The organism is Streptomyces pseudoechinosporeus (assembly GCF_054783935.1).
On record NZ_BAAGPS010000072.1, the window covers coordinates 78,311 to 96,179 of the forward strand.

Consider the following 17,869-nt stretch of genomic DNA (forward strand, 5'->3'; position numbering starts at 1 on the left):
TGGGATGGACTCGGGGCGGGACGGCTGGATACGGGTGCCGGTCGGGGACGACGCGGCACACTGGGCCACGCGAAGCCGTAGCCACCCCGTCCTGCTCATCGCGCACAACGTCACCGCGGCCACCCGGCTCCTGGATGTCCTTCCCCTGTTCCACGATGACTTCCGGATCCAGCTCCTGGTGACCACGCCCGGCTCCTCCGCCTTCCGCGCGGGGCTCGCCGAGCTGTTCGCCGACACCGGGATACCTGTGGTGCCTTGGGAGCAGGCGGTTCGTACGCCGGTGAGACTGGCGATCTCGGCAAGCTTCGGTGGCCAACTTGCAGCGTTTTCAGGCAAGTTGACCGTGTTGTCCCATGGGATTGGCTACACTAAGAGACTGACTACACCGGGTGCCGGGTGCCGGGTGCCGGGAGCCGGGAGCCGGGCACGGACTGCCGCACCCGTCTTCGGACTTTCTCGTGAGTGGCTGCTTGCCGAGGACGGCTCTCCGATCGCCGACGCGCTCGTTCTCTCCCACCCGGAGCAGCGGGAACGGCTGCACAGGGCCTGTCCGGAAGCGCTGCACACGGCGGTCCTCGCCGGAGACCCCTGTTTCGACCGCATGCTGGCGGCGCGCGAGTACCGCGACCGCTACCGCCGGACCCTCGGCGTCCACCCCGGCCAGCGGCTGGTTCTCCTCAACTCCACCTGGAACACGGAGTCTCTGTTCGGCGACGGCGGTGACCACGGCGACGACGTCCTGCCGACGCTCCTCCCCCGGCTGACCTCCGAACTCCCCGCCGACGAATACCGGATCGCCGCGGTCCTGCACCCCAACATCTGGCACGGTCACGGCCCCGGCCAGATCCGCGCCTGGCTGGCCCGCGCCCGCCGCGCCGGCCTCACCCTGATCGACCCGATCGACGGCTGGCGCCAGGCCCTGCTCGCAGCCGACGCGGTGATCGGCGACCACGGCTCGGTCTCCTACTACGCCGCCGCCCTGGGCACCCCCGTACTCCTTGGCGCCGCACCCCTCACAGGACTCGACCCCGACGCACCGATCTCCGACTTCGTACGAGAGACCCCCCGCCTCGACGCCACGACACCCCTGCGACCGCAACTGGACTCACTCCTGGCCCGGCACCAACCCACCCCCGGCCCCGCAGAGTTCACCACGTCCATGCCGGGCGAGTCGGCGGCACGCCTGCGTCGTCTGTTCTACGGGCAGATGAACCTCCCAGAGCCCCCGGAGCCCGCGCTCCTCGAACCGCTGCCCCTGCCTCCGTACGACCCCCCGTCCCGCACGGTCCCGTTCCGTGTGCTGACGCGGTTGCTCGATGCGGGCGACATCGCGGTCGAGCGCTACGCCGACCCCCGGGCGGAGCCGACCGGCGAGGGCGAGGCCCACACCGCCGTGCACGAGGACGCGCGCGACGCGGGTCAACTTGCCCTGGCCGACGTCGTGTTCCGCGAGGGCTCTGCCACCGACCCCCGCTTCGGCTCCCCCGCGCGATGGACGGCCGCCATGCTGACCCGACACCCGCACTGCGCGCTGGCGGCGTACATCACCGCTCCCGACGCCTGCACGGTCCGCACCCGCGCGGGTCAACTTCTCCGGCTCGCCTCCGAGTCGGCGACAGACCCCGCAGCGTACGCCTCAGGCCTGCACGCATGGCTGGCGGCGGGCAAATCGGTGGAGGAGCTGCTCACCGAGGGCCTGACGGTCCGTACCGGCGCGACCGTCCACCGCGTACGCGTCACTCCGGGCTGACGCAGCGCTCCCGCAGCACCCGCAGATGCGCGAGGTGATACTCGGCCTTCTCCTCCGCGAGCGCGGCGATCGCCTCGTCGACGAGCGGCAGCGCCTCCTCGAACTCCTCGCCGTCCAGGCGGGTTTCGGCGAGATCGGTGAGCGTCCGCGCCGAGTTGTACGCCTCACCGCTCGCCCGGAAGAAGGCCAGCGCCCGCTCCAGCAACTCCCGTGCCTCCGCACGCCGTTGCAGCCCCCGCAGCGCACGCCCCCGATGCCGGTCCAGCAGAGCGAGGGCCCGCGGCAGATGATCGGCCCCCTCGTCGTCGGGACCGATACGGCCGTAGATCGCGTACGACTCCTCGAAGCAGTCGTACGCCTCCTGGAACCGCCACTGCCGCAGTCGCAGCAACCCCAGGAACTCGACGACGGAGGCGTGGCCGCGCACATGCCCGGCGGCCTGCTCATCCCGCGCGGCGGCGAGCGCCTCGGTCTCCGCCTCCTCCCACCTCCGCAACTCGGTGAGCGTATGGGCGAGTTGAGCGTGCAGTGCCCCGGCCTCACGCGTCCCCGGGACATGCTCGTCGGCGACCCGCACGGCAGTGCGCAGGGCCGGCAGGAGTACGTCGTGCCGGCCGGCCTTGAGCTGCAAGGGCCACAGCGCCTGTCCCAGCCGTACGACGGTGTCCTGGTCCCGGAACTCCTCGGCGAGGCTCATCACCCGGACCAGGTTGCCCGTTTCGGCGGCGAGTGCGGCGACCGCCGCACCACGGTCCGCGAACGGGACCATCCCCTCCACCGGTCCGGGAATCCGCCAGCTCTCCGGCAGAGCCGCCCGCGCGGCGCCCACCGCCAGCCGCAACTGCGCCTCGACGACCCGGTTCATGGCCGCCGAACACGCCACGATCCCGTCCTCCCGAGCGGCGACGGCCTCGGCGTGCGCGCGAACACCGGACCGGTAGTGATAGCGCCCGTTGCCTATGCGCTCCAGCAGCATGGACTCGGCGAGGACCTCCAACCACCCTTCCGCATCGGCCCGTTCGACATCCGCGGCACGCGCGGCGCTCGCGGCGTCGAAGGCGGGCAGGCCGCACAGCGCCGCCAGGCGGTAGAGCTGCGCCGGGCCGGGGTCCAGCAGCCGGTACGAGTCCTCGGCCGCGGCACGTACGGGGTCGCTGTCGCTGTGGGACACGGTCGAAGCCTCCTCCAGGGGCGCGGTGAGACGCGGCGCTGCCGCCCGGATCGCGTACGGCGAACCGGCGCACCGGGCCAGCACGGAGGGCACCGCGGCACGGGCGGCCGCGAGCGCGGACTTGTCCACCAGGGCGGTGAGCAGCCGCTTCGAGTCGCGCTTGTTGAGCGGGCCTATGGGGATCCGCAACGCGTCGAGGCCGACGAGCGCATGCCGCGCCCCGACGATCGTGAACACCTCGGGCGCGGAGCCGATCACCGGCAGGACCTGGGCAGCGGACTGCGCGTGATCGAGGATGACCACCAGCCTCCGGTCCGCCACGAACCCCTGGAAGAGCTCCTGCCGTTCCGGGAACGCGGGCGGCAACTCCTCGTCTGGCAACCCGAGTTGCTGCAACAGTTCGCCGAGTACCCGCGCCGCGTCGAGTGCCGTACCAGAGCTGCCGCCTCGCAGATCCACATACATCTGACCGTCCGGGAAGCGCTCGGCCGCCCGCACTCCCCAGTGCCGGGCGAGCGTGGTGATGCCCATGCCCTCCGGGCCGTACAGCAGAGCGAGCCGAGGACGCCCGTCGGCCTTGCGCCGAGCCTCCTCGTCCAGCTGCTTGATCGCCTCGCGCCGATCGGTGAAGGACCGTATGGACGCCGGCAGAAAGGGCCGCCCGACCACCGCTCCGGGCCTCTGCACACCACCCGCGAACGTCGCCCAGGCCCGCGCGAGTTGCGGATCGCTCCGCACTCCGTCGTACACCAGCCGCGCCACCGCATCCACCTCGGCCGGATTCCCCGGCGCGGCCACCTCCCGCCCGGCGATCCTCCGCACCAGCCCGCCGGCCGACTCCCAGGCCCACTTCCCGGCCTCATTGGCCATCCCGGAGCCCACGGCCCCGAGCACCGCCGCCACAGCAGCCATCGAAATGGGCTCCACCACACCACGCTCCCCGTTCCCGGCACCCTTGGGAATCAACGGTAGCGGCAGCGCCCATACGCGAAAGACCGTGGTAGGGCCGTTAGTTCACGGACCGTCAGTCTTCTGGTCGGTACGTCCCGGCACACCGCTCACAGGCCTGCCTCCCTGGCGGCGTCGATCACGGCCCAGGCCGCGGCGGCGTCCTGGATGCCGAGGCCGACGCTGTTGTAGTAGACGATGTCGTCGGGGTGCGTACGTCCGCCGCACCGGCCCGTGAGCACACCGCCGAGCGGAATCAGGTCCTCAGAGGTGAGCAGCCCGTGGCGCAGTGCGTCCGCCACGGGACCGGCGTGGCCCGCCGCGGTGTCCGGGTCGTCGACGACCACGGCCGCGGCCCGCCGTACGACCTCGGCGTCGACCTCGCTGCGGGTTGGCTCGAAGGACCCCACGCTCACCACCGTGCAGCCGGGCGCCAGCCACTCGCCCTGCACCACGGGCGTGCTGCTGAGCGTGCAGGCCACGACCATGGGCAGCCCGGACACCGCCTCCTCGGCCGAGTCGACGGCCTTGGCGGCGATGCCGAGTTCGGCCGCCAGCAGCTCGGCCGCCCGCTCGCGGTGAGCAGGGGTCGGACTCCACACGCGTACGGCCCGCAGATCCCGCACCCGCGCCACCGCCCGCGCATGGGCCAGCGCCTGCGTGCCCGAGCCGAGCAGGCCCAGCTCCGCGCTGTCGGCGGTGGCCAGCGCGTCGAAGGCCACCGCGCTGCCCGCGGCCGTGCGCAGCGTCGTCACCGCCGTTCCGTCCATGACGGCGGCCAGGCGGCCGGTGACCGGGTCGAGCGCGTTGATCACCGCGTGCACGCTCGGCAGTCCGGCCGCCGCGTTGCCCGGATTGACGCTGCCGAACTTGGCGACGGCCCCGGTGTCCGCGGACAGCCGCGCGAGGTACGCGAACATGACACTGTCGTCGAACCCGCTCGGATGCATGATCTTGCCGGGCAGGTCGGCGGTGCCGTCGCCGAGCGCGGTGAAGGCCGCGCGCTGGGACGCGATGGCCGCGTCGGTGCTCAGCAGCTCCGTCACCTGGTGTCCGGAGAGGTAGAGGACGACGTCATCTGTCTCTGTCATCCCCTGTTCCTATCCGGGATCCGGGCCGCCGCACCAGTCGGGACCAGTTCAGGACCAGTGGATCACCGCGTCCAGATGCGGCAGGTGGTGGTCCATGCGCTCCCGCTTCGTGCGCAGATAGCTGATGTTGTGCTCGCGCGGCGGTATCAACAACGGGACATGCTCGGCGACTTCGATGCCGTGGTGCCGCAGGGCCTCGCTCTTGGCCGGGTTGTTGGAGAGCAGCCGTACGGAGGGCACGCCGAGGTCGTGCAGCATGTCCGCGGCTACGCCGTAGTCGCGGGCGTCCACCGGGAGACCGAGGGCGAGGTTCGCCTCGACCGTGTCCAGGCCCTCCGACTGGAGCTTCATCGCCTGCAGTTTGGCGAGCAGGCCGATTCCTCTGCCCTCGTGGCCACGGAGGTAGAGGAGGATGCCGCGGCCCTCCGCCACGATGGTGCGCAGGGCGGTCGACAGCTGGTCGCCGCACTCGCAGTGCGTGGACCCGAAGGCGTCTCCGGTGAGGCACTCCGAATGCAGTCGGGTGAGAGTGTCCTCCGTTCCGTCGATATCGCCGTATATGAGGGCCACTTGTTCATCCCCGCGTTCGAGGTCCAAATAGCCTACGGCGTAGAAATCTCCGTACACGGTGTGCAGTTGGAGATCCACCACACGCTGGACACCCGACTGGACATCTGCCTTGGGGCGGGCACTTCGACCGAGCACGCCTTTGCTTTCCTTCATTTTCTCCTGCATCCAATCTGCCGTTGCCGCGTTAGCCTGCTCTCGTCGGTGCCTACGGAACGAAAGGCCTTAACACCATGACCGGTTCGGGAACACAGCTGACCACCCCCGGCTTGTTGCCGCTGGACACCACGGAGGACGTGAGGGCGCGTCGGCCCGGCGTCGCCGTCCTCCCCATCGGCAGCTTCGAACAGCACGGGCCCTTTCTACCCCTGACCACTGACACCGTCATCGCCTGCACCATCGCCCGTGAGGTCGCCGCCGCGTACCCGGTGCATCTCCTCCCTCCGCTGACCATCGCCTGCTCGCACGAACACGCCGCCTGGCCGGGGACGGTCAGTATTTCCGCGGTGACACTCCACGCGGTGGTACGGGACATAGCCGACTCGCTTCGTCGCTCGGGCATCGACGCCCTGGTACTGGTCAACGGACATGGCGGGAACTACGTGCTGGGCAATGTGGTGCAGGAATCCGCCGGCAGCGGCACGCGCATGGCGCTGTTCCCGGCCGCGGAGGACTGGGAGGAGGCGCGGGTCCGGGCCGATGTGCGGACCTCGCTGCTCAGCGATATGCATGCGGGGGAATTGGAGACGTCCATCCTGCTGCACGCTCATCCGGAAATGGTGCGTCCCGGATATGAGTCCTCCGACTTCCTCGCCGACGACCGGCGGCATCTTCTCACCCTCGATATGTCCGCTTACACGGAGTCCGGTGTCATCGGCCGTCCTTCGCTGGCTACCGCCGCAAAAGGCAAGGAGCTGCTGGCGGGCCTGGTGGACTGCTTCGGTTCGTATTTCTCGATCCTCAGGCCGGAAGCGGCGAATTCCGCTCCGGGCGCTGTGGACGCCATACAGAAGGGGGCCGGGCAGGACGGCGCCGAGAGCAGCCGGCCTTGACCGTCGGCCGCGTCCCCCGCGTTCGCCGGTGGTGAGCGCGGGACATGGCCGTTGTGGCGCTGCGGCGCACCCTTCTCGTACGCGGGTCGCGGGCGCCGCAGGCTCATGGCCCACCGGGCGACGAGTACGCCGATGCCGGGCAGGCTCGCCACGAGGCTGAGCACTCCGTAGACGACGGCGACCGAAAGCCCGGTGCTCGCGCCGAGTCCGGCGGCGCCGAAGGCCCAGGCGGTGGCGCCCTCGCGGGGGCCCCAGCCGCCGACGTTCAGCGGCAGTCCCATGGCGAGCAGGGCGAGCACCGCCAGGGGCAGCAACACGACTGGGGACGCGTCGGCTCCCGCGACCCTGGCGGCGAGCACGAACATCACGAGGTGGCCCGCCAGCACCACGGCCGACGAGACGACGACACCTGGCCAGGTGTGGCGGGCCACCAGCCCTTCACGCGCCTCGGCGAGCGCGTTGCGCAGGCGGGGCATGCGTCGCGACGAGGGCGACGAGCCCTTCAGCCGGACCGCGACGACGGCCGCGATCATCGCGGCGAGCGCCAGCGCGATGGCGGATGCCTCGACGAGGTGCTGGGTCTGTGCCTGGACCGGCGAGGGCAGCGTCAGCAGGAGGACCCCGCCGACGGCCATGAGCGCCACCTGGCCCGCCACGCGTTCGAGGACCACGGCGCGTACGCCCCTGCCGAGGTCACCGGCGCTCTGCCCGTGCCGTACGGCGCGGTGCACATCGCCGAGTACGCCGCCGGGCAGCGCCGCGTTCAGGAACAGGGAGCGGTAGTAGTCCGCGACGGCAGGACCCAGCGGCAGCCGGATCTTCAGGCCCCGGGCCACCAGGCACCAGCGCCAGGCGCTGAACACCGTGGTGACCACGCCGATCCCGAGGGCCGCCAGCACGGTGGGGCCGTCGACCCGGCGCAGTCCGTCCACGACGACGCCGGTGCCCATCCGCCAGACGAGTACGCCGAGAATGGCGACGCCCGCGAAGGTGCCGAAGTGGGTGCGCAGAGCGCGGGAGTCGATACGGGACCAGAGCGTACGAAGGGTGCGGCGCGCGTCCGGGACCGGCTTCGGAGCCCGGGCCGCCCGTGCGCCTCGTATCGCCTGCTCTTCACTGCCGTCCAGGACGGGCCTTGATGCCGGCTCGACCCGGACGGCGCGTGGCTGCGCGTCGGCTGCCACCGCCTGCGCACTCATGCCGCCCCTCCCATCGGACGGGCGAGGGCGAGGAGATCGCTGTGGTGCACCACGACGCTCAACTCCCCCGCCGCGCACGCCGCGAGACGCCCCCTCAGATAGGCGCCCGCGCGCGCGGCGAGTTCGGGGCGCTCCTCGACGGCCGCGCCGACCCAGCCACGCAGCCACTCCGCCATCAGCGCGGACTCGTCGGGGCCGAGCCGCCAGGCGCTGGGGTGCACCCGTACCGTCGCGCCGTGCCGGGCGAAGGCGTCGCAGGCCGTGGTGACCGCGTCGGGGCCGAGCAGGTCATCGCGGCGCTGGTGGGCGTTGAACGCCTCGGCGATCTCGGCGTCCAGCGGGTCGGCGGGCGTGAGTTCGACGCGCCCCACCACCGACAGCGTCAGCAGGGCGGGGCAGCCGGCTCCGGCGCAGGCCTTGGCGAGCGCCTCGATCTGGTCGGCGGTGAGTACGTCGAGCAGGGCGGAGGCGGTCACCAGCGAGGCACCCTTCAGCGCGTCCGCGGTCAGCCGCGAGACGTCGCCGCGCTGTGTCTCGACAGTGACACGGCTGCCGTCGGCGGCCGTGCGGGGCGAGCCGACGGCGGCGAAGTGCAGCAGATAGGGGTCGCGGTCGTTCAGGACCCAGTGCTGAGGGCCGTCGAGTCGCGGGGCGAGCCAGCGGCCCATGGAGCCGGTGCCGCAGCCGAGGTCATGGATCACCAGGCCGTTGGACCGCTGCGGCAGGTTCGCGAGCCGGATCCGCAAGGGATCGAGGAGCTCGACCGACCGCGCGGCGGCGTCGGCGCTCTCGCGCAACTCCAGCCACTCGGGGGCGTACCGCGTCACGTCGTCGGCCTCCGCGTCGGCGGCGCCGCGCCTGCGGTCACCCAGCCGAATCGTTCCCACCTCCGGGACCTTCGGCGTCGCGTGCTCGGGTGGTGTCATGCTCGTACTCACGCTGCCCCCTTCCTTGCGTCCCGCCCAAGTCGCCCCAGCACACCGGCCAGGCTCCGGGCCGTCGCGGCCCAGCCGTCCAGCGCGGCCCTGCGTCCGCGCGCGGCGGCCCTCAGACGACGTCGTACATCGGTGTCGACGAACCAGCCGCGCAGTTCCGCCGCGAGCGCCGCCGAGTTCTCCGGCGGTACGAGGATGCCGGGCATCCCGCCGTCGGGTGCGCGCCCCACCGCCTCGGGGAGCCCGCCGACGTCCGTGGCCAGGACGGGGATGCCCCGGGCCAGCGCTTCGGTGACGGCCATGCCGTACGTCTCGGCGTACGAGGTGAGCACCAGGAGGTCAGCGGAGGCGTAGCTCGCGTCGAGTTCGGCTCCGGCCTGCGGGCCGACGAGTTGCAGCCGGTCGCCGAGGCCGTGTTGGCCGATGAGCTCCCGGATTTCGGCGACATAGTCGGGGTCCTGGCCCAGGCCGCCGACGCAGACGCAGCTCCAGTTCAGGTCGGTGAGGGTGGCGAGGGCCTCGACGAGGCGGTGCTGCGCCTTGCGCGGGGTGACCGAGGCGACGCACAGCAGCCGCGAGACGCCGTCGGTGCCGGCGGCCAGGGGCGCGATGTCGGCGCCGGGCGCGGCGACATGGACCCGGTCGGGGGCCAGCCCGTGGTGGGCGACCAGCCTGCGGGCCGCCCACTCGCTGGTGGCCACGATCGCGGGCACGGAACGCAGCGTGCGGCGCTCGCGGGCGTCCAGTTCCGCCGCGAGGCCGGGGTCGATCCCCGTCTCGTCGCCGAGCGGCAGGTGAACGAGGACGACCAGGCGCAGCCGCTCGGTCTCCGCGGCGATGATCTCGGGGGCGGCGCAGGCGACGAGTCCGTCGAGGAGCACGACGGTGCCGTCCGCCAACTCATGGAGGGTGCGGGCCAGTTCCGCGCGGGCGGCGGCTCCGGGCCGGGGCCAGCTGCCGTCGATCGCGTGCTTGTGGACCTGCCAGCCGAAGGCGGGAAGGTCGAGGCACACCCGGGCGTCGTAGGTGTTGCCGCCGCTGGGCTTGGTCGGGTCGTCCACTGTGCCGGGCATCACGAAGTGCATGGCGCGAAGAGACATGGGGATGATGTCGGCGTTCACAGGCCACGCTCATAACTCGCCCAGGCGATGTGCGACTCGTGCAGGGTGACCGTGATGCCGGACAGTCCGCGGGCGCCCTCGCCCAGCGCTCCCTTGTGCACCCGCTCCGCGAGGCGGTCGGCGATGACCTTGGCCAGAAACTCCGTGGAGGTGTTGGTGTCGGCGAAGTCGGGTTCGTTGTCAAGGTTGCGGTAGTTCAACTCGCTTACCACTCCGCCCAGTTCCTGAGTGGCCAGTCCGATGTCGACGACGATGTTGTCGTCGTCCAGCTCGGCGCGGCGGAAGGTGGCGTCCACGAGGAACGTCGCCCCGTGCAGGCGCTGCGCGGGTCCGAAGACCTCCCCGCGGAAGCTGTGGGCGATCATGAGGTGATCGCGGACGGTGATGCTGAACAACGGACGACCCTCCAGGTGCGGCGCGTCTGATCCCTCTGCCGGGCGTGCCGTGTAGTACGGCAGGTCCGTTCTCCGTGTTCAGGGGGTACGGGAGGAAGTTTCGGCGGGTTTTTGTTTCGGACGCGTGGCTGGGACGCGTCGTTCGGCGGACCGGTCACCGGGCGTAGTCCCGAACCGATCCGGGGTGGTCAGGCCCCTTCAGTGTCGTACTGAACCAGGTGACACAGCGCCTGCGTCTGACCCCCGGTGAGCGCGGCCATCGCCTCCGGTAGTTCCTCGAAGGCGCACGATCCGGTGATCAGCGCGTCCAGGGCGGGGTCGGCGAGCAGTTCGAGCGAGAGGGCGAGCCGGTCGGCGTACGTACGGCGCCCGCTCCTGGCCGGGGACACGGTGCCCACCTGGCTGCTGCGGACGACCAGTCGGCGGGAGTGGAAGGCCTCGCCCAGCGGCAGGCTGACCCGCCGGTCGCCGTACCAGCTCAACTCGAGGACGGTGCCCTCCGGGGCGAGGAGTTCCAGTGAGCGGGTGAGTCCCGCTTCGGTGGCGCTGGCGTGCACGACCAGGTCGCAGTCGCCGGCGGCGTCCGCCGGGAGCGCGAAGTCGACGCCGAGCGCCTGGGCGAGTTCCGCGCGCTCCGGGTTGGCGTCCACGAGCTGGACGCGGACGGCGGGGTACCGGGCGAGGAGGGCGGCGACACTGGCGCCGATCATTCCGGCGCCGACCACCGCGATCCGGTCGCCGATCAGCGGGGCGGCGTCCCACAGGGCGTTGACCGCGGTCTCCACGGTGCCGGCGAGGACGGCGCGCGAGGCGGGCACGGACTCGGGTACGGGCGTCACGGCACTGGCCGGAACGACGTATCGGGTCTGATGCGGATAGAGACAGAAGACGGTCCGCCCGACGAGCGACGCCGGCCCCTCCTCCACCAGGCCCACATTGAGATACCCGTACTTCACCGGCCCCGGGAATTCGCCCTCCTGGAACGGCGCCCGCATCGCGCCGTACTGGCTCTCCGGCACGCCACCGCGGAAGACGAGGGTCTCGGTCCCCCGGCTCACTCCGGAGAAGAGCGTGCGCACCAGAACCTCGCCCTCGACGGGGCTCGGCAGATCGGCATCCCGTATCTCGCCGTGACCCGGAGACTCCAGCCAGAAGGCGCGCGCAACGCGGTCCATCGGCATCTCATCCTCCTGAAAATTCGTGCTGCAAAGTCATGCAAAAAGTCGTGCCCAAGCTGTGAACCTGCTGAGTCCGGCTGAACGCTCCGGCGACGGTGCACGTACCGACCGTTGCGAAGCCGCGGAACAACGTAAGCGGCAGTGATCGACTTTGTCATCTGGCCGGAGGATGTGCGGTGGCCCTGAACAACACATACGACGCGAGGCTCGTGCAGGTACAGCAGGAGACGGCCGTGGGAGCGGGCATACAGCTCCTCCTGCTGGCCGTGATCGGCACGGCCATCGGCATGGGTCCCGCGGGCTGGCTGACGGGCCTGGCGTTCGCGTTCGCCACCTGGGCCGTGCTCGCCCGCGCCCTGCACCGCACCCGGCCCCGCTCCTTCGGTCCCGCGAACCGCGTCACCCTGGGCCGCGCCACACTCGTCGGCGGCGTCACGGCCCTGGTCGCGGACTCCTTCCAGAGCCCGCCACCGGTCACCCTCCTGGTCGCCCTGACCACGGTCGCCCTGATCCTCGACGCGGTCGACGGCAAGGTCGCCCGCCGCACCGGCTCCTCGACCGCGCTGGGCGCCCGCTTCGACATGGAAGTCGACGCCTTCCTGATCCTGGTCCTGAGCGTGTACGTCTCCACGCAGCTGGGCCCCTGGGTCCTGCTGATCGGCGCCATGCGCTACGCCTTCGTCGCCGCGGCCCGCTTCCTCCCCTGGCTGAACGCCGCCCTGCCCCCGAGCACGGCCCGCAAGACGGTGGCGGCGCTCCAGGGAGTGGCACTGCTGATCGCGGGAGCGGGCATCCTCCCGTACGCCCTGACCCTCGCGACGGTCGCCCTGGCACTGGGCTCGCTGGTGTGGTCGTTCGGCCGCGACATCGGCTGGCTGTGGAGGAACCGGGAGGGCCACGCGACGCCTCGCGAGTCCGCCGAGCCTGCCGCCGCTGAGGCCTACTCCTCCGTGGCTTCCGTGCCCTCCTCGCTTCCTGCACTCGCCGCGTCGGGCAGGGCGACCAGTTCATCGAGGCTGTAGCAGATCACGGCAGGCTTCCGTAGCTCCGGTAGGACCATGTACTGCTTGCCTGGTCCGGCCTGCGCACGTACGACCTGGACCGGCCACGGCAGCGTATGAGTCTCTACCGCACCGTCCTGGCCGAGGGACAGCACGACGACCTTGTCACCCTGCTCAACCGGGACCTGCTGATCGGCCAGTGGCCCGGGCTGCGCACCCTGGTCAGCAGACACATCCGCAACGTGTGGGAAGACACCTTCCCCGAGCTCGTCCACCGGACGTCCACCGCAGCGTGAACCTCGGTGCCGGACCTCTGACAGACCCATCGCGAGACGCACCCCTGACAGATGCGTCACCGCGCGATGTCCATGAGTTGACCCTCGACCTGGTGGAGGGCTCAGAGTCCTGGGTGTGGAGAGCGAAATGCGCAGCATTGGTGAGATGGCCCGGGACAGCGGACTGGGCGTGAGCGCCCTGCGGTTCTACGACCGTGCCGGTGTGCTGGTCCCCGCCTGGGTGGATCCGGTGAGTGGCTACCGCTGGTACGGCCCCGAGCAGCTGGAAGAGGCCCGGCTGCTGGCCCGGTTGCGCCGGGCCGGTATGCCGTTGGCGGACATCCGGCTGGTGCTGGCCGGCTGGTCCAGCGCGGACACCGACCTGGTGCGGAAGCTGCTTGAGGCGCATCTGCGCCGTCTTGAACTGGGGCTGTCCGATGCCCGCAGCGAGTTCTCCACGCTCCGAGCACTACTCGAACACAGGGAGAACCCCATGACGTCGCTCCGCACCGCCACCATCCGGCTGTCCGTCTCCTCGCTTGAGCTGGCCGCCGCGTTGGACGCGGTCCGTTTCGCCGCCAGTACCGACCCGGAGCTGCCGATGCTCGGCGGTGTCCTGTTCGATATCGAGGACGAGGCACTCCACGTCGTGGCCACCGACCGGTACCGGATGGCCGTCGCGCGAACCGGTACCACCGGGCACGGCGGTCCCCGCATGCAGGTCATCGTGCCTGCCCCGCTCGCCGACGCGATGCGGGCGCTGCTGAGCGGCGAGGAACCCGTCCAACTCGCTGTGGACGGTGACCGCGTGACGCTGGAGAGCGGGGACGGGAGCCGTCAGGCGGCCGGCCAGGGCCTCGACCACGACTTCCCCGACTACCGTCGCCTCGTCCAGCTGCCGGCCGGGCGCCGCGCCCTCGTCGATGTGCCGGCTTTCCAGGAGGCGGTGAAGACTGGTCCCGTCCGCGCGAGCGAGGTGCAGAAGCCGGACGGTGAATCCGTCGATCTCAGCGTGCTCAAGGTGACGGCCGACGGCACGGTGACCATCTGCGAGGACGGTGACGACGACCAGAACCACGTCGCCGTGAACCGCGAGTTCCTGCTGCACGCGCTCACCGCCGGAGCCCGCGACCAGCTGATCGTCGAGTTCGGCGCTCCTACAGCACCCATCGCGATCCGTCGGCCCGACGACGAGGACACGTTCTCGATGCTGATGCCGGTCCGTCTGGACAACTGACCAGCGCTTCACTCAACGTGCTCCTGGGGGTCGCTCGTGCGACTCGAAGTACAGCCTCCAGGGCGTCGCCCGGCACGGACGTGGAGTACGCGCGACCCGCGGCAGGTCCGCGTTGGCCGTCACGGCACGTCGGGACGTACGAGTGCCCTGGCGAGGGACTCGCCGGTGCGCCGGGCGTACGTCATCCGCTCGCGGACCTCTCGCAAGGTGCGCGGGCGGTAACCGGGCCCGCCTGAGTCGTAACGGTCGGCTGGTGCTGCCGCTCGGGCCGTCCCCTCCCCAGGCCGCAGGCCGGCTGTCTACGCCTCGTGCGCCCGGGTGGTCGCCCGCTCAGAGCCGCATCCCGTGCGGAGGGGCAACGACGTGTTCGGCTGCTGTAGGGACACCTCGGCCCAGACGGTTTTGGTGTACGCGTCGTGGACGGTGCAGCCCCAGCGGTTCGCGTACGCCTGGACAAGGAGCAGACCACGGCCCGACGTCGCGTCGGCAGGTGGGGCGAGGGAGGCGGGGTCGGGGGGCAACCGCTCGGGGCGGATGTCCGTCACCTCGATCCGTACGGCGGTGGGCCGGAGCAGGTGGAGCAGCGTCAGCCGGAAGTCGCGGCCGGGAACGTTGCCGTGCGTGATGGCGTTGGACGCCAGCTCGGCCGTGACGAGGGCGACGGTGCGGGCGGGATCGGAATCGTACGGGAGGCCGGTCCACTCGGTGAACTGCTGGACGGCGAGTTGGCGTGCGAGCCGGGCGCCCCGTCTGGTGCTGCTGAGGTGGAGGGTCAACTGGCGGTCGGAGGTGCGGGGTTCACCGGTGTCGGTGGTCTGTTGCTGTGTCACGGTGTCAGCGTGGGTGGGCGGGGCGCCGGTGACCAGGTGCGAGGGCCGTACGTCGTCCTCGTCGTACGGAGTACGCGGTCGTTGCTCGCCTTGGTTGTACGGGTCCTGTACGGGCGTTGTACGGGTCCGGGGCCATATCCCGGCGATCACGGCCCGCGTTGAACACGGCCCCGGCGAAGGGGGGTTGACGAGCGCTGTGGGTAGTGGCGGGCGGTGCGCTCCGGGACGGAAGGGCGTGAGGACCTCGTCACGGATGTCGTCACGCGCCAGGCGGAGGGCTCCGGGCCAGCGACCGATCTCACGCCACCCGAGCGGCGCACCCGACCACGTCCTCTTCACCGGCTACTGGTGCGGGCGGCCACCGAGCAGACGACGGCGAGGCTGGTACTGCTGGCGTCTTGCTCGCGATCGATCAGGCCGGTTGGGCGGGCGGGCGTACCCCAAAATCCTTTGCTGCGCCGCGGCTCGGGGCCCAGACTGTGCCGGTGCTGATCCGACGCGAAACGCCTGCCGATGTCCCCGCCGTAAGCACCGTCACCGCGGCGGCCTTCGCCAAGCCGGAGACTCCGGTTCCGGTGGAGGTAACCCTCCTCGACGAGCTGCGCACCTGCGACGGCTGGCTGCCGGAACTGTCGCTCGTGGCACTCAGCGACAAGGACGAGGTAGTAGGCCACGTGGTCTGCACCCGTGGCCATGTCGGCACTGCCCCCGCCCTGGGCCTCGGCCCGCTCAGCGTGCACCCCGACCACCAGCGCCGCGGCGTCGGCCTCGCCCTCGTCCACACCGTGCTCGGCGCAGCGGATGCCCTGGGCGAGCCCCTCGTCGCCCTCCTCGGCAGCCCCGCGTACTACGGCCGCTACGGTTTCCGCACCAGCACGGACTACGGCATCACCGCACCGGACCCCGCGTGGGGCGAGTACTTCCAAGTCCGCACCCTGACCGCCCACGACCCCGCGCTGCGGGGCGTCTTCAAGTACGCGGAGCCGTTCGAGCGGGTCTGACATCGGTGCAGGGATCAGCTTTCGAGTTCCGTCGGGCGATCTCGGCTGCGTAGGCGGCCCAGTCTCCGACGGCGGCTCGCTGCCATTTGACGGCGACGGTGATGTCGATGCCGAGGGTGCGGGCGAGGACCGCGGCGGGCAGTTCGGTGGCGAGTTGGAACAGGGCGGTTGAGCGGGTTTCCGCGAGCCGGATGCCGAGTTTGCGGAGCCGTTCGCCCATGGCCCAGGCGCTGATCGGGCGGCCGGGCTGGCTTCCGGGGAAGAGCCAGGGTGAGTCTGTGCGGCCGAGGACGGCGTGGCTGCGGCGAACCTCGACCTGCTGGAGGGCCAGTTCAGCGACGGGTGCGGGAAGCTCGACCGGGACGGCGCCGAGGCGGATGCGGACGGCTCCGTCCGTCTCCTCGATGTGGTCGACGGTGAGCCGGGAGATCGCGGCGGGACTGGGCATAGAGGAGCAACAACAGGCTGGCAAGGCGGTCTTCGGGCTTGAGGGTGTCGTCGTGCAGCAGGCGGCGGGCGGTCTCCCAGCGGGCCTCGACGTCCATCGCCTGGGAGGGGCCGTTCCATCGCACGGCCGGGAAGCTGAGATCACGGACGATCTTCTGGGAGAGGGCCCAGCGCACGAAGTGGCCTGCCTTCAGACGAAGACGGACGTCGTCGCTGGTCATCCAGTGCTCAAGGTCTGCCTGACGGCAGGTGGCAAGGGTCAGGTTCTGGCCCGCGAGCCGGTCCAGGAGATAGACGGCCGCTCGCAGATGTTGCCGCGCGACCTTGAGCTGGTAGTGCGTGATTTCCTTGCCACGGCTGCGTCGGCGAAGCCGACGCAGGAGGTGCCAAGTCGCGTGCCGATACAGGATTTTCCGTCCCTCGACGGTCGCGTGGGAGGCGACGAGGTCCTTCACGTGCCGTTCGAGACGGACCATCTGCTCGTCCCGCCGGGGCAGGACTCCGGTGGCGACGAGGACGCTGCGGATGTGCTCGACGACCTTGCCCTCAGGGAGTTCATCCAGGGCCTCGTGAGTGAGGGGGCGGCGGCCGGAACCGAGATCGGACAAGACGGTGGAGACGATGCCCTTGGAGAGCCGGCGCATCGCGGTGCCAGCCCGTTCGGTGCCGGCCAGGGCGTCGTGAAGGGGCTGCAGCTTCGGGGATATGGCGCCGGTGTCATCGGCGAGGAGCTCGTGCAGCCGCTGCTTGAGGGTGCAGCGCGTCGGCGGGGTTCGGTGGCCGCGTGCCCGGGGCGTTGTCAGTGGTGGCAGGCAGGATGGCGAGCATGACCACACCAGTTGCAGTGATCGTGGATGCCGTCGCGTACGCGCAGGCGGTCGAGGACGCGATGAAGGCGGCGGCCGCCTACTACGCGGGCGGCACGTCGGTGCTGGACGATGACGCCTACGACCGACTGATGCGCGGCATCGCGGCGTGGGAGGCCGACCATCCCGAGCAGGTGCTGCCCGACTCGCCGACCGGGCCGCCGACCAGCAGGCCGCCGGATCCGGCACGCGCGCCCCGCGCTGGGCGATCGCCTACAAACTGCCCGCGGTGGAGAAGATCACGCGGCTGCTGGAGGTGGAGTGGAACGTGGGCCGCACCGGCATCATCGCCCCGCGCGCCGTGCTGGAGCCGGTCACCATCGACGGCTCTACCATCACCTATGCCACCCTGCACAACCCGGCCGACATCACCCGCCGCGACCTGCGCCTGGGCGACCACGTCATGGTCCACCGGGCCGGCGACGTCATCCCCCGCATCGAAGCCCCCGTCGCCCACCTGCGGACCGGTATCGAACAGCCCATCGTCTTCCCCGAGGTGTGCCCGCGGTGCGGCTCGGCGATGGACACCAGCGAGCAGCGCTGGCGCTGCGAGAACGGCCGCAACTGCCACCTGGTGGCCGCCCTCTCCTACGCCGCCGGCCGCGACCAGCTCGACATCGAGGGCCTCGGCCACACCCGCGTCGTCCAGCTCGTCGAGACCGGCCTGGTGGCCGATCTCGCCGACCTGTTCACCCTCACCCGCGACCAGCTGCTAGGCCTGGAGCGGATGGGTGCCACCAGCACCGACAACCTCCTCGCCGCGATCGGCACGGCCAAGGACCAGCCGCTGTCGCGGGTGCTGTGC

At 71.1% G+C, this 17,869-nt stretch carries 15 protein-coding genes and 4 pseudogenes; 8 read left to right on the top strand and 11 right to left on the bottom strand.

The features are described 5' to 3' along the window. Nucleotides 1-4: 4 nt before the first annotated feature. Complete coding sequence (locus ACYVO6_RS41785; RefSeq protein WP_461070859.1) at nt 5-1,750, top strand: hypothetical protein; 1,746 nt, start codon at nt 5-7, stop codon at nt 1,748-1,750. Here the strand turns inward: ACYVO6_RS41785 and ACYVO6_RS41790 are convergent. From ACYVO6_RS41790 to ribA, 3 genes are all read right to left on the bottom strand, one after another. Then, entirely contained in the window at nt 1,737-3,851 is a 2,115-nt protein-coding gene (locus ACYVO6_RS41790) for a tetratricopeptide repeat protein (RefSeq protein ID WP_461070860.1), read from the bottom strand. The two genes, ACYVO6_RS41785 and ACYVO6_RS41790, sit on opposite strands and share 14 nt — an antisense overlap. A gap of 128 nt (nt 3,852-3,979) precedes the next feature. Further along, nucleotides 3,980-4,960 (bottom strand): ornithine cyclodeaminase family protein, encoded by a 981-nt coding sequence (locus ACYVO6_RS41795; RefSeq protein ID WP_461070861.1) that lies wholly within the window; start codon nt 4,958-4,960, stop codon nt 3,980-3,982. A 48-nt stretch (nt 4,961-5,008) separates the two neighbouring features. Continuing rightward, entirely contained in the window at nt 5,009-5,683 is a 675-nt protein-coding gene (gene ribA / locus ACYVO6_RS41800; protein ID WP_461070862.1) for a GTP cyclohydrolase II, read from the bottom strand. A gap of 77 nt (nt 5,684-5,760) precedes the next feature. Between ribA and ACYVO6_RS41805 the strand changes: the two genes are divergently transcribed. After that, nucleotides 5,761-6,579, top strand: coding sequence for a creatininase family protein (locus ACYVO6_RS41805; RefSeq protein ID WP_461070863.1), 819 nt, complete (start codon nt 5,761-5,763; stop codon nt 6,577-6,579). Nucleotides 6,580-6,773: 194 nt separating this feature from the next. Here ACYVO6_RS41805 and ACYVO6_RS41810 read toward each other — a convergent pair. From ACYVO6_RS41810 to ACYVO6_RS41830, 5 genes and pseudogenes are all read right to left on the bottom strand, one after another. Beyond that, nucleotides 6,774-7,778: pseudogene (locus ACYVO6_RS41810) on the bottom strand (lysylphosphatidylglycerol synthase transmembrane domain-containing protein); the annotation flags it as partial. After that, nucleotides 7,775-8,704 (bottom strand): class I SAM-dependent methyltransferase, encoded by a 930-nt coding sequence (locus ACYVO6_RS41815; RefSeq protein WP_461070885.1) that lies wholly within the window; start codon nt 8,702-8,704, stop codon nt 7,775-7,777. The pseudogene ACYVO6_RS41810 and the gene ACYVO6_RS41815, both read right to left, overlap by 4 nt. An 8-nt stretch (nt 8,705-8,712) precedes the next feature. Continuing rightward, the gene (locus tag ACYVO6_RS41820) at nt 8,713-9,813 is read right to left on the bottom strand and encodes a glycosyltransferase family 4 protein (RefSeq protein ID WP_461070887.1); all 1,101 of its coding nucleotides are present in this window, start codon (nt 9,811-9,813) and stop codon (nt 8,713-8,715) included. Between the two features lie 17 nt (nt 9,814-9,830). Then, nucleotides 9,831-10,229, bottom strand: a complete 399-nt coding sequence (locus ACYVO6_RS41825; protein WP_461070864.1) for a 6-pyruvoyl trahydropterin synthase family protein — start codon at nt 10,227-10,229, stop codon at nt 9,831-9,833. 188 nt (nt 10,230-10,417) lie between these two features. Then, nucleotides 10,418-11,404, bottom strand: a complete 987-nt coding sequence (locus ACYVO6_RS41830) for a zinc-dependent alcohol dehydrogenase (RefSeq protein ID WP_461070865.1) — start codon at nt 11,402-11,404, stop codon at nt 10,418-10,420. 179 nt (nt 11,405-11,583) lie between these two features. On the opposite strand from ACYVO6_RS41830, the gene ACYVO6_RS41835 reads away from it, so the two are divergent. From ACYVO6_RS41835 to ACYVO6_RS41845, 3 genes and pseudogenes are all read left to right on the top strand, one after another. Next, on the top strand, nt 11,584-12,429 hold the full coding sequence (locus tag ACYVO6_RS41835; RefSeq protein ID WP_461070866.1) for a CDP-alcohol phosphatidyltransferase family protein: 846 nt from the start codon (nt 11,584-11,586) through the stop codon (nt 12,427-12,429). A gap of 44 nt (nt 12,430-12,473) precedes the next feature. After that, nucleotides 12,474-12,704, top strand: a pseudogene (locus ACYVO6_RS41840) (hypothetical protein); the annotation flags it as partial. A 127-nt stretch (nt 12,705-12,831) separates the two neighbouring features. Next, on the top strand, nt 12,832-13,920 hold the full coding sequence (locus tag ACYVO6_RS41845; protein WP_461070867.1) for a DNA polymerase III subunit beta family protein: 1,089 nt from the start codon (nt 12,832-12,834) through the stop codon (nt 13,918-13,920). A 119-nt stretch (nt 13,921-14,039) separates the two neighbouring features. Here ACYVO6_RS41845 and ACYVO6_RS41850 read toward each other — a convergent pair. After that, nucleotides 14,040-14,153 (bottom strand): annotated as a pseudogene (locus ACYVO6_RS41850) (deoxyxylulose-5-phosphate synthase); the annotation flags it as partial. Nucleotides 14,154-14,219: 66 nt separating this feature from the next. Further along, nucleotides 14,220-14,750, bottom strand: a complete 531-nt coding sequence (locus ACYVO6_RS41855; RefSeq protein ID WP_461070869.1) for an ATP-binding protein — start codon at nt 14,748-14,750, stop codon at nt 14,220-14,222. Between the two features lie 485 nt (nt 14,751-15,235). On the opposite strand from ACYVO6_RS41855, the gene ACYVO6_RS41860 reads away from it, so the two are divergent. After that, nucleotides 15,236-15,751 carry a GNAT family N-acetyltransferase gene (locus ACYVO6_RS41860; protein WP_461070871.1) on the top strand — a complete coding sequence of 172 codons (516 nt, stop codon included), beginning with the start codon at nt 15,236-15,238 and terminating at the stop codon, nt 15,749-15,751. Here ACYVO6_RS41860 and ACYVO6_RS41865 read toward each other — a convergent pair. Continuing rightward, complete coding sequence (locus tag ACYVO6_RS41865; protein WP_461070873.1) at nt 15,720-16,199, bottom strand: site-specific integrase; 480 nt, start codon at nt 16,197-16,199, stop codon at nt 15,720-15,722. The two genes, ACYVO6_RS41860 and ACYVO6_RS41865, sit on opposite strands and share 32 nt — an antisense overlap. Between ACYVO6_RS41865 and ACYVO6_RS41870 the strand changes: the two genes are divergently transcribed. Then, the gene (locus ACYVO6_RS41870; protein ID WP_461070875.1) at nt 16,168-17,028 is read left to right on the top strand and encodes a hypothetical protein; all 861 of its coding nucleotides are present in this window, start codon (nt 16,168-16,170) and stop codon (nt 17,026-17,028) included. The genes ACYVO6_RS41865 and ACYVO6_RS41870 overlap by 32 nt on opposite strands. Beyond that, nucleotides 17,016-17,869: pseudogene (locus ACYVO6_RS41875) on the top strand (NAD-dependent DNA ligase LigA); the annotation flags it as partial. The gene ACYVO6_RS41870 and the pseudogene ACYVO6_RS41875, both read left to right, overlap by 13 nt.

Coding starts and splice junctions, on each gene's coding strand:
- ACYVO6_RS41785 (WP_461070859.1), top strand. CDS start 5: ATGGACTCGGGGCGGGACGGCTGGATACGGGTGCCGGTCGGGGACGAC.
- ACYVO6_RS41820 (WP_461070887.1), bottom strand. CDS start 9,813: ATGTCTCTTCGCGCCATGCACTTCGTGATGCCCGGCACAGTGGACGAC.
- ribA (WP_461070862.1), bottom strand. CDS start 5,683: ATGAAGGAAAGCAAAGGCGTGCTCGGTCGAAGTGCCCGCCCCAAGGCA.
- ACYVO6_RS41845 (WP_461070867.1), top strand. CDS start 12,832: ATGCGCAGCATTGGTGAGATGGCCCGGGACAGCGGACTGGGCGTGAGC.
- ACYVO6_RS41830 (WP_461070865.1), bottom strand. CDS start 11,404: ATGGACCGCGTTGCGCGCGCCTTCTGGCTGGAGTCTCCGGGTCACGGC.
- ACYVO6_RS41795 (WP_461070861.1), bottom strand. CDS start 4,960: ATGACAGAGACAGATGACGTCGTCCTCTACCTCTCCGGACACCAGGTG.
- ACYVO6_RS41865 (WP_461070873.1), bottom strand. CDS start 16,199: ATGCCCAGTCCCGCCGCGATCTCCCGGCTCACCGTCGACCACATCGAG.
- ACYVO6_RS41815 (WP_461070885.1), bottom strand. CDS start 8,704: ATGACACCACCCGAGCACGCGACGCCGAAGGTCCCGGAGGTGGGAACG.
- ACYVO6_RS41805 (WP_461070863.1), top strand. CDS start 5,761: ATGACCGGTTCGGGAACACAGCTGACCACCCCCGGCTTGTTGCCGCTG.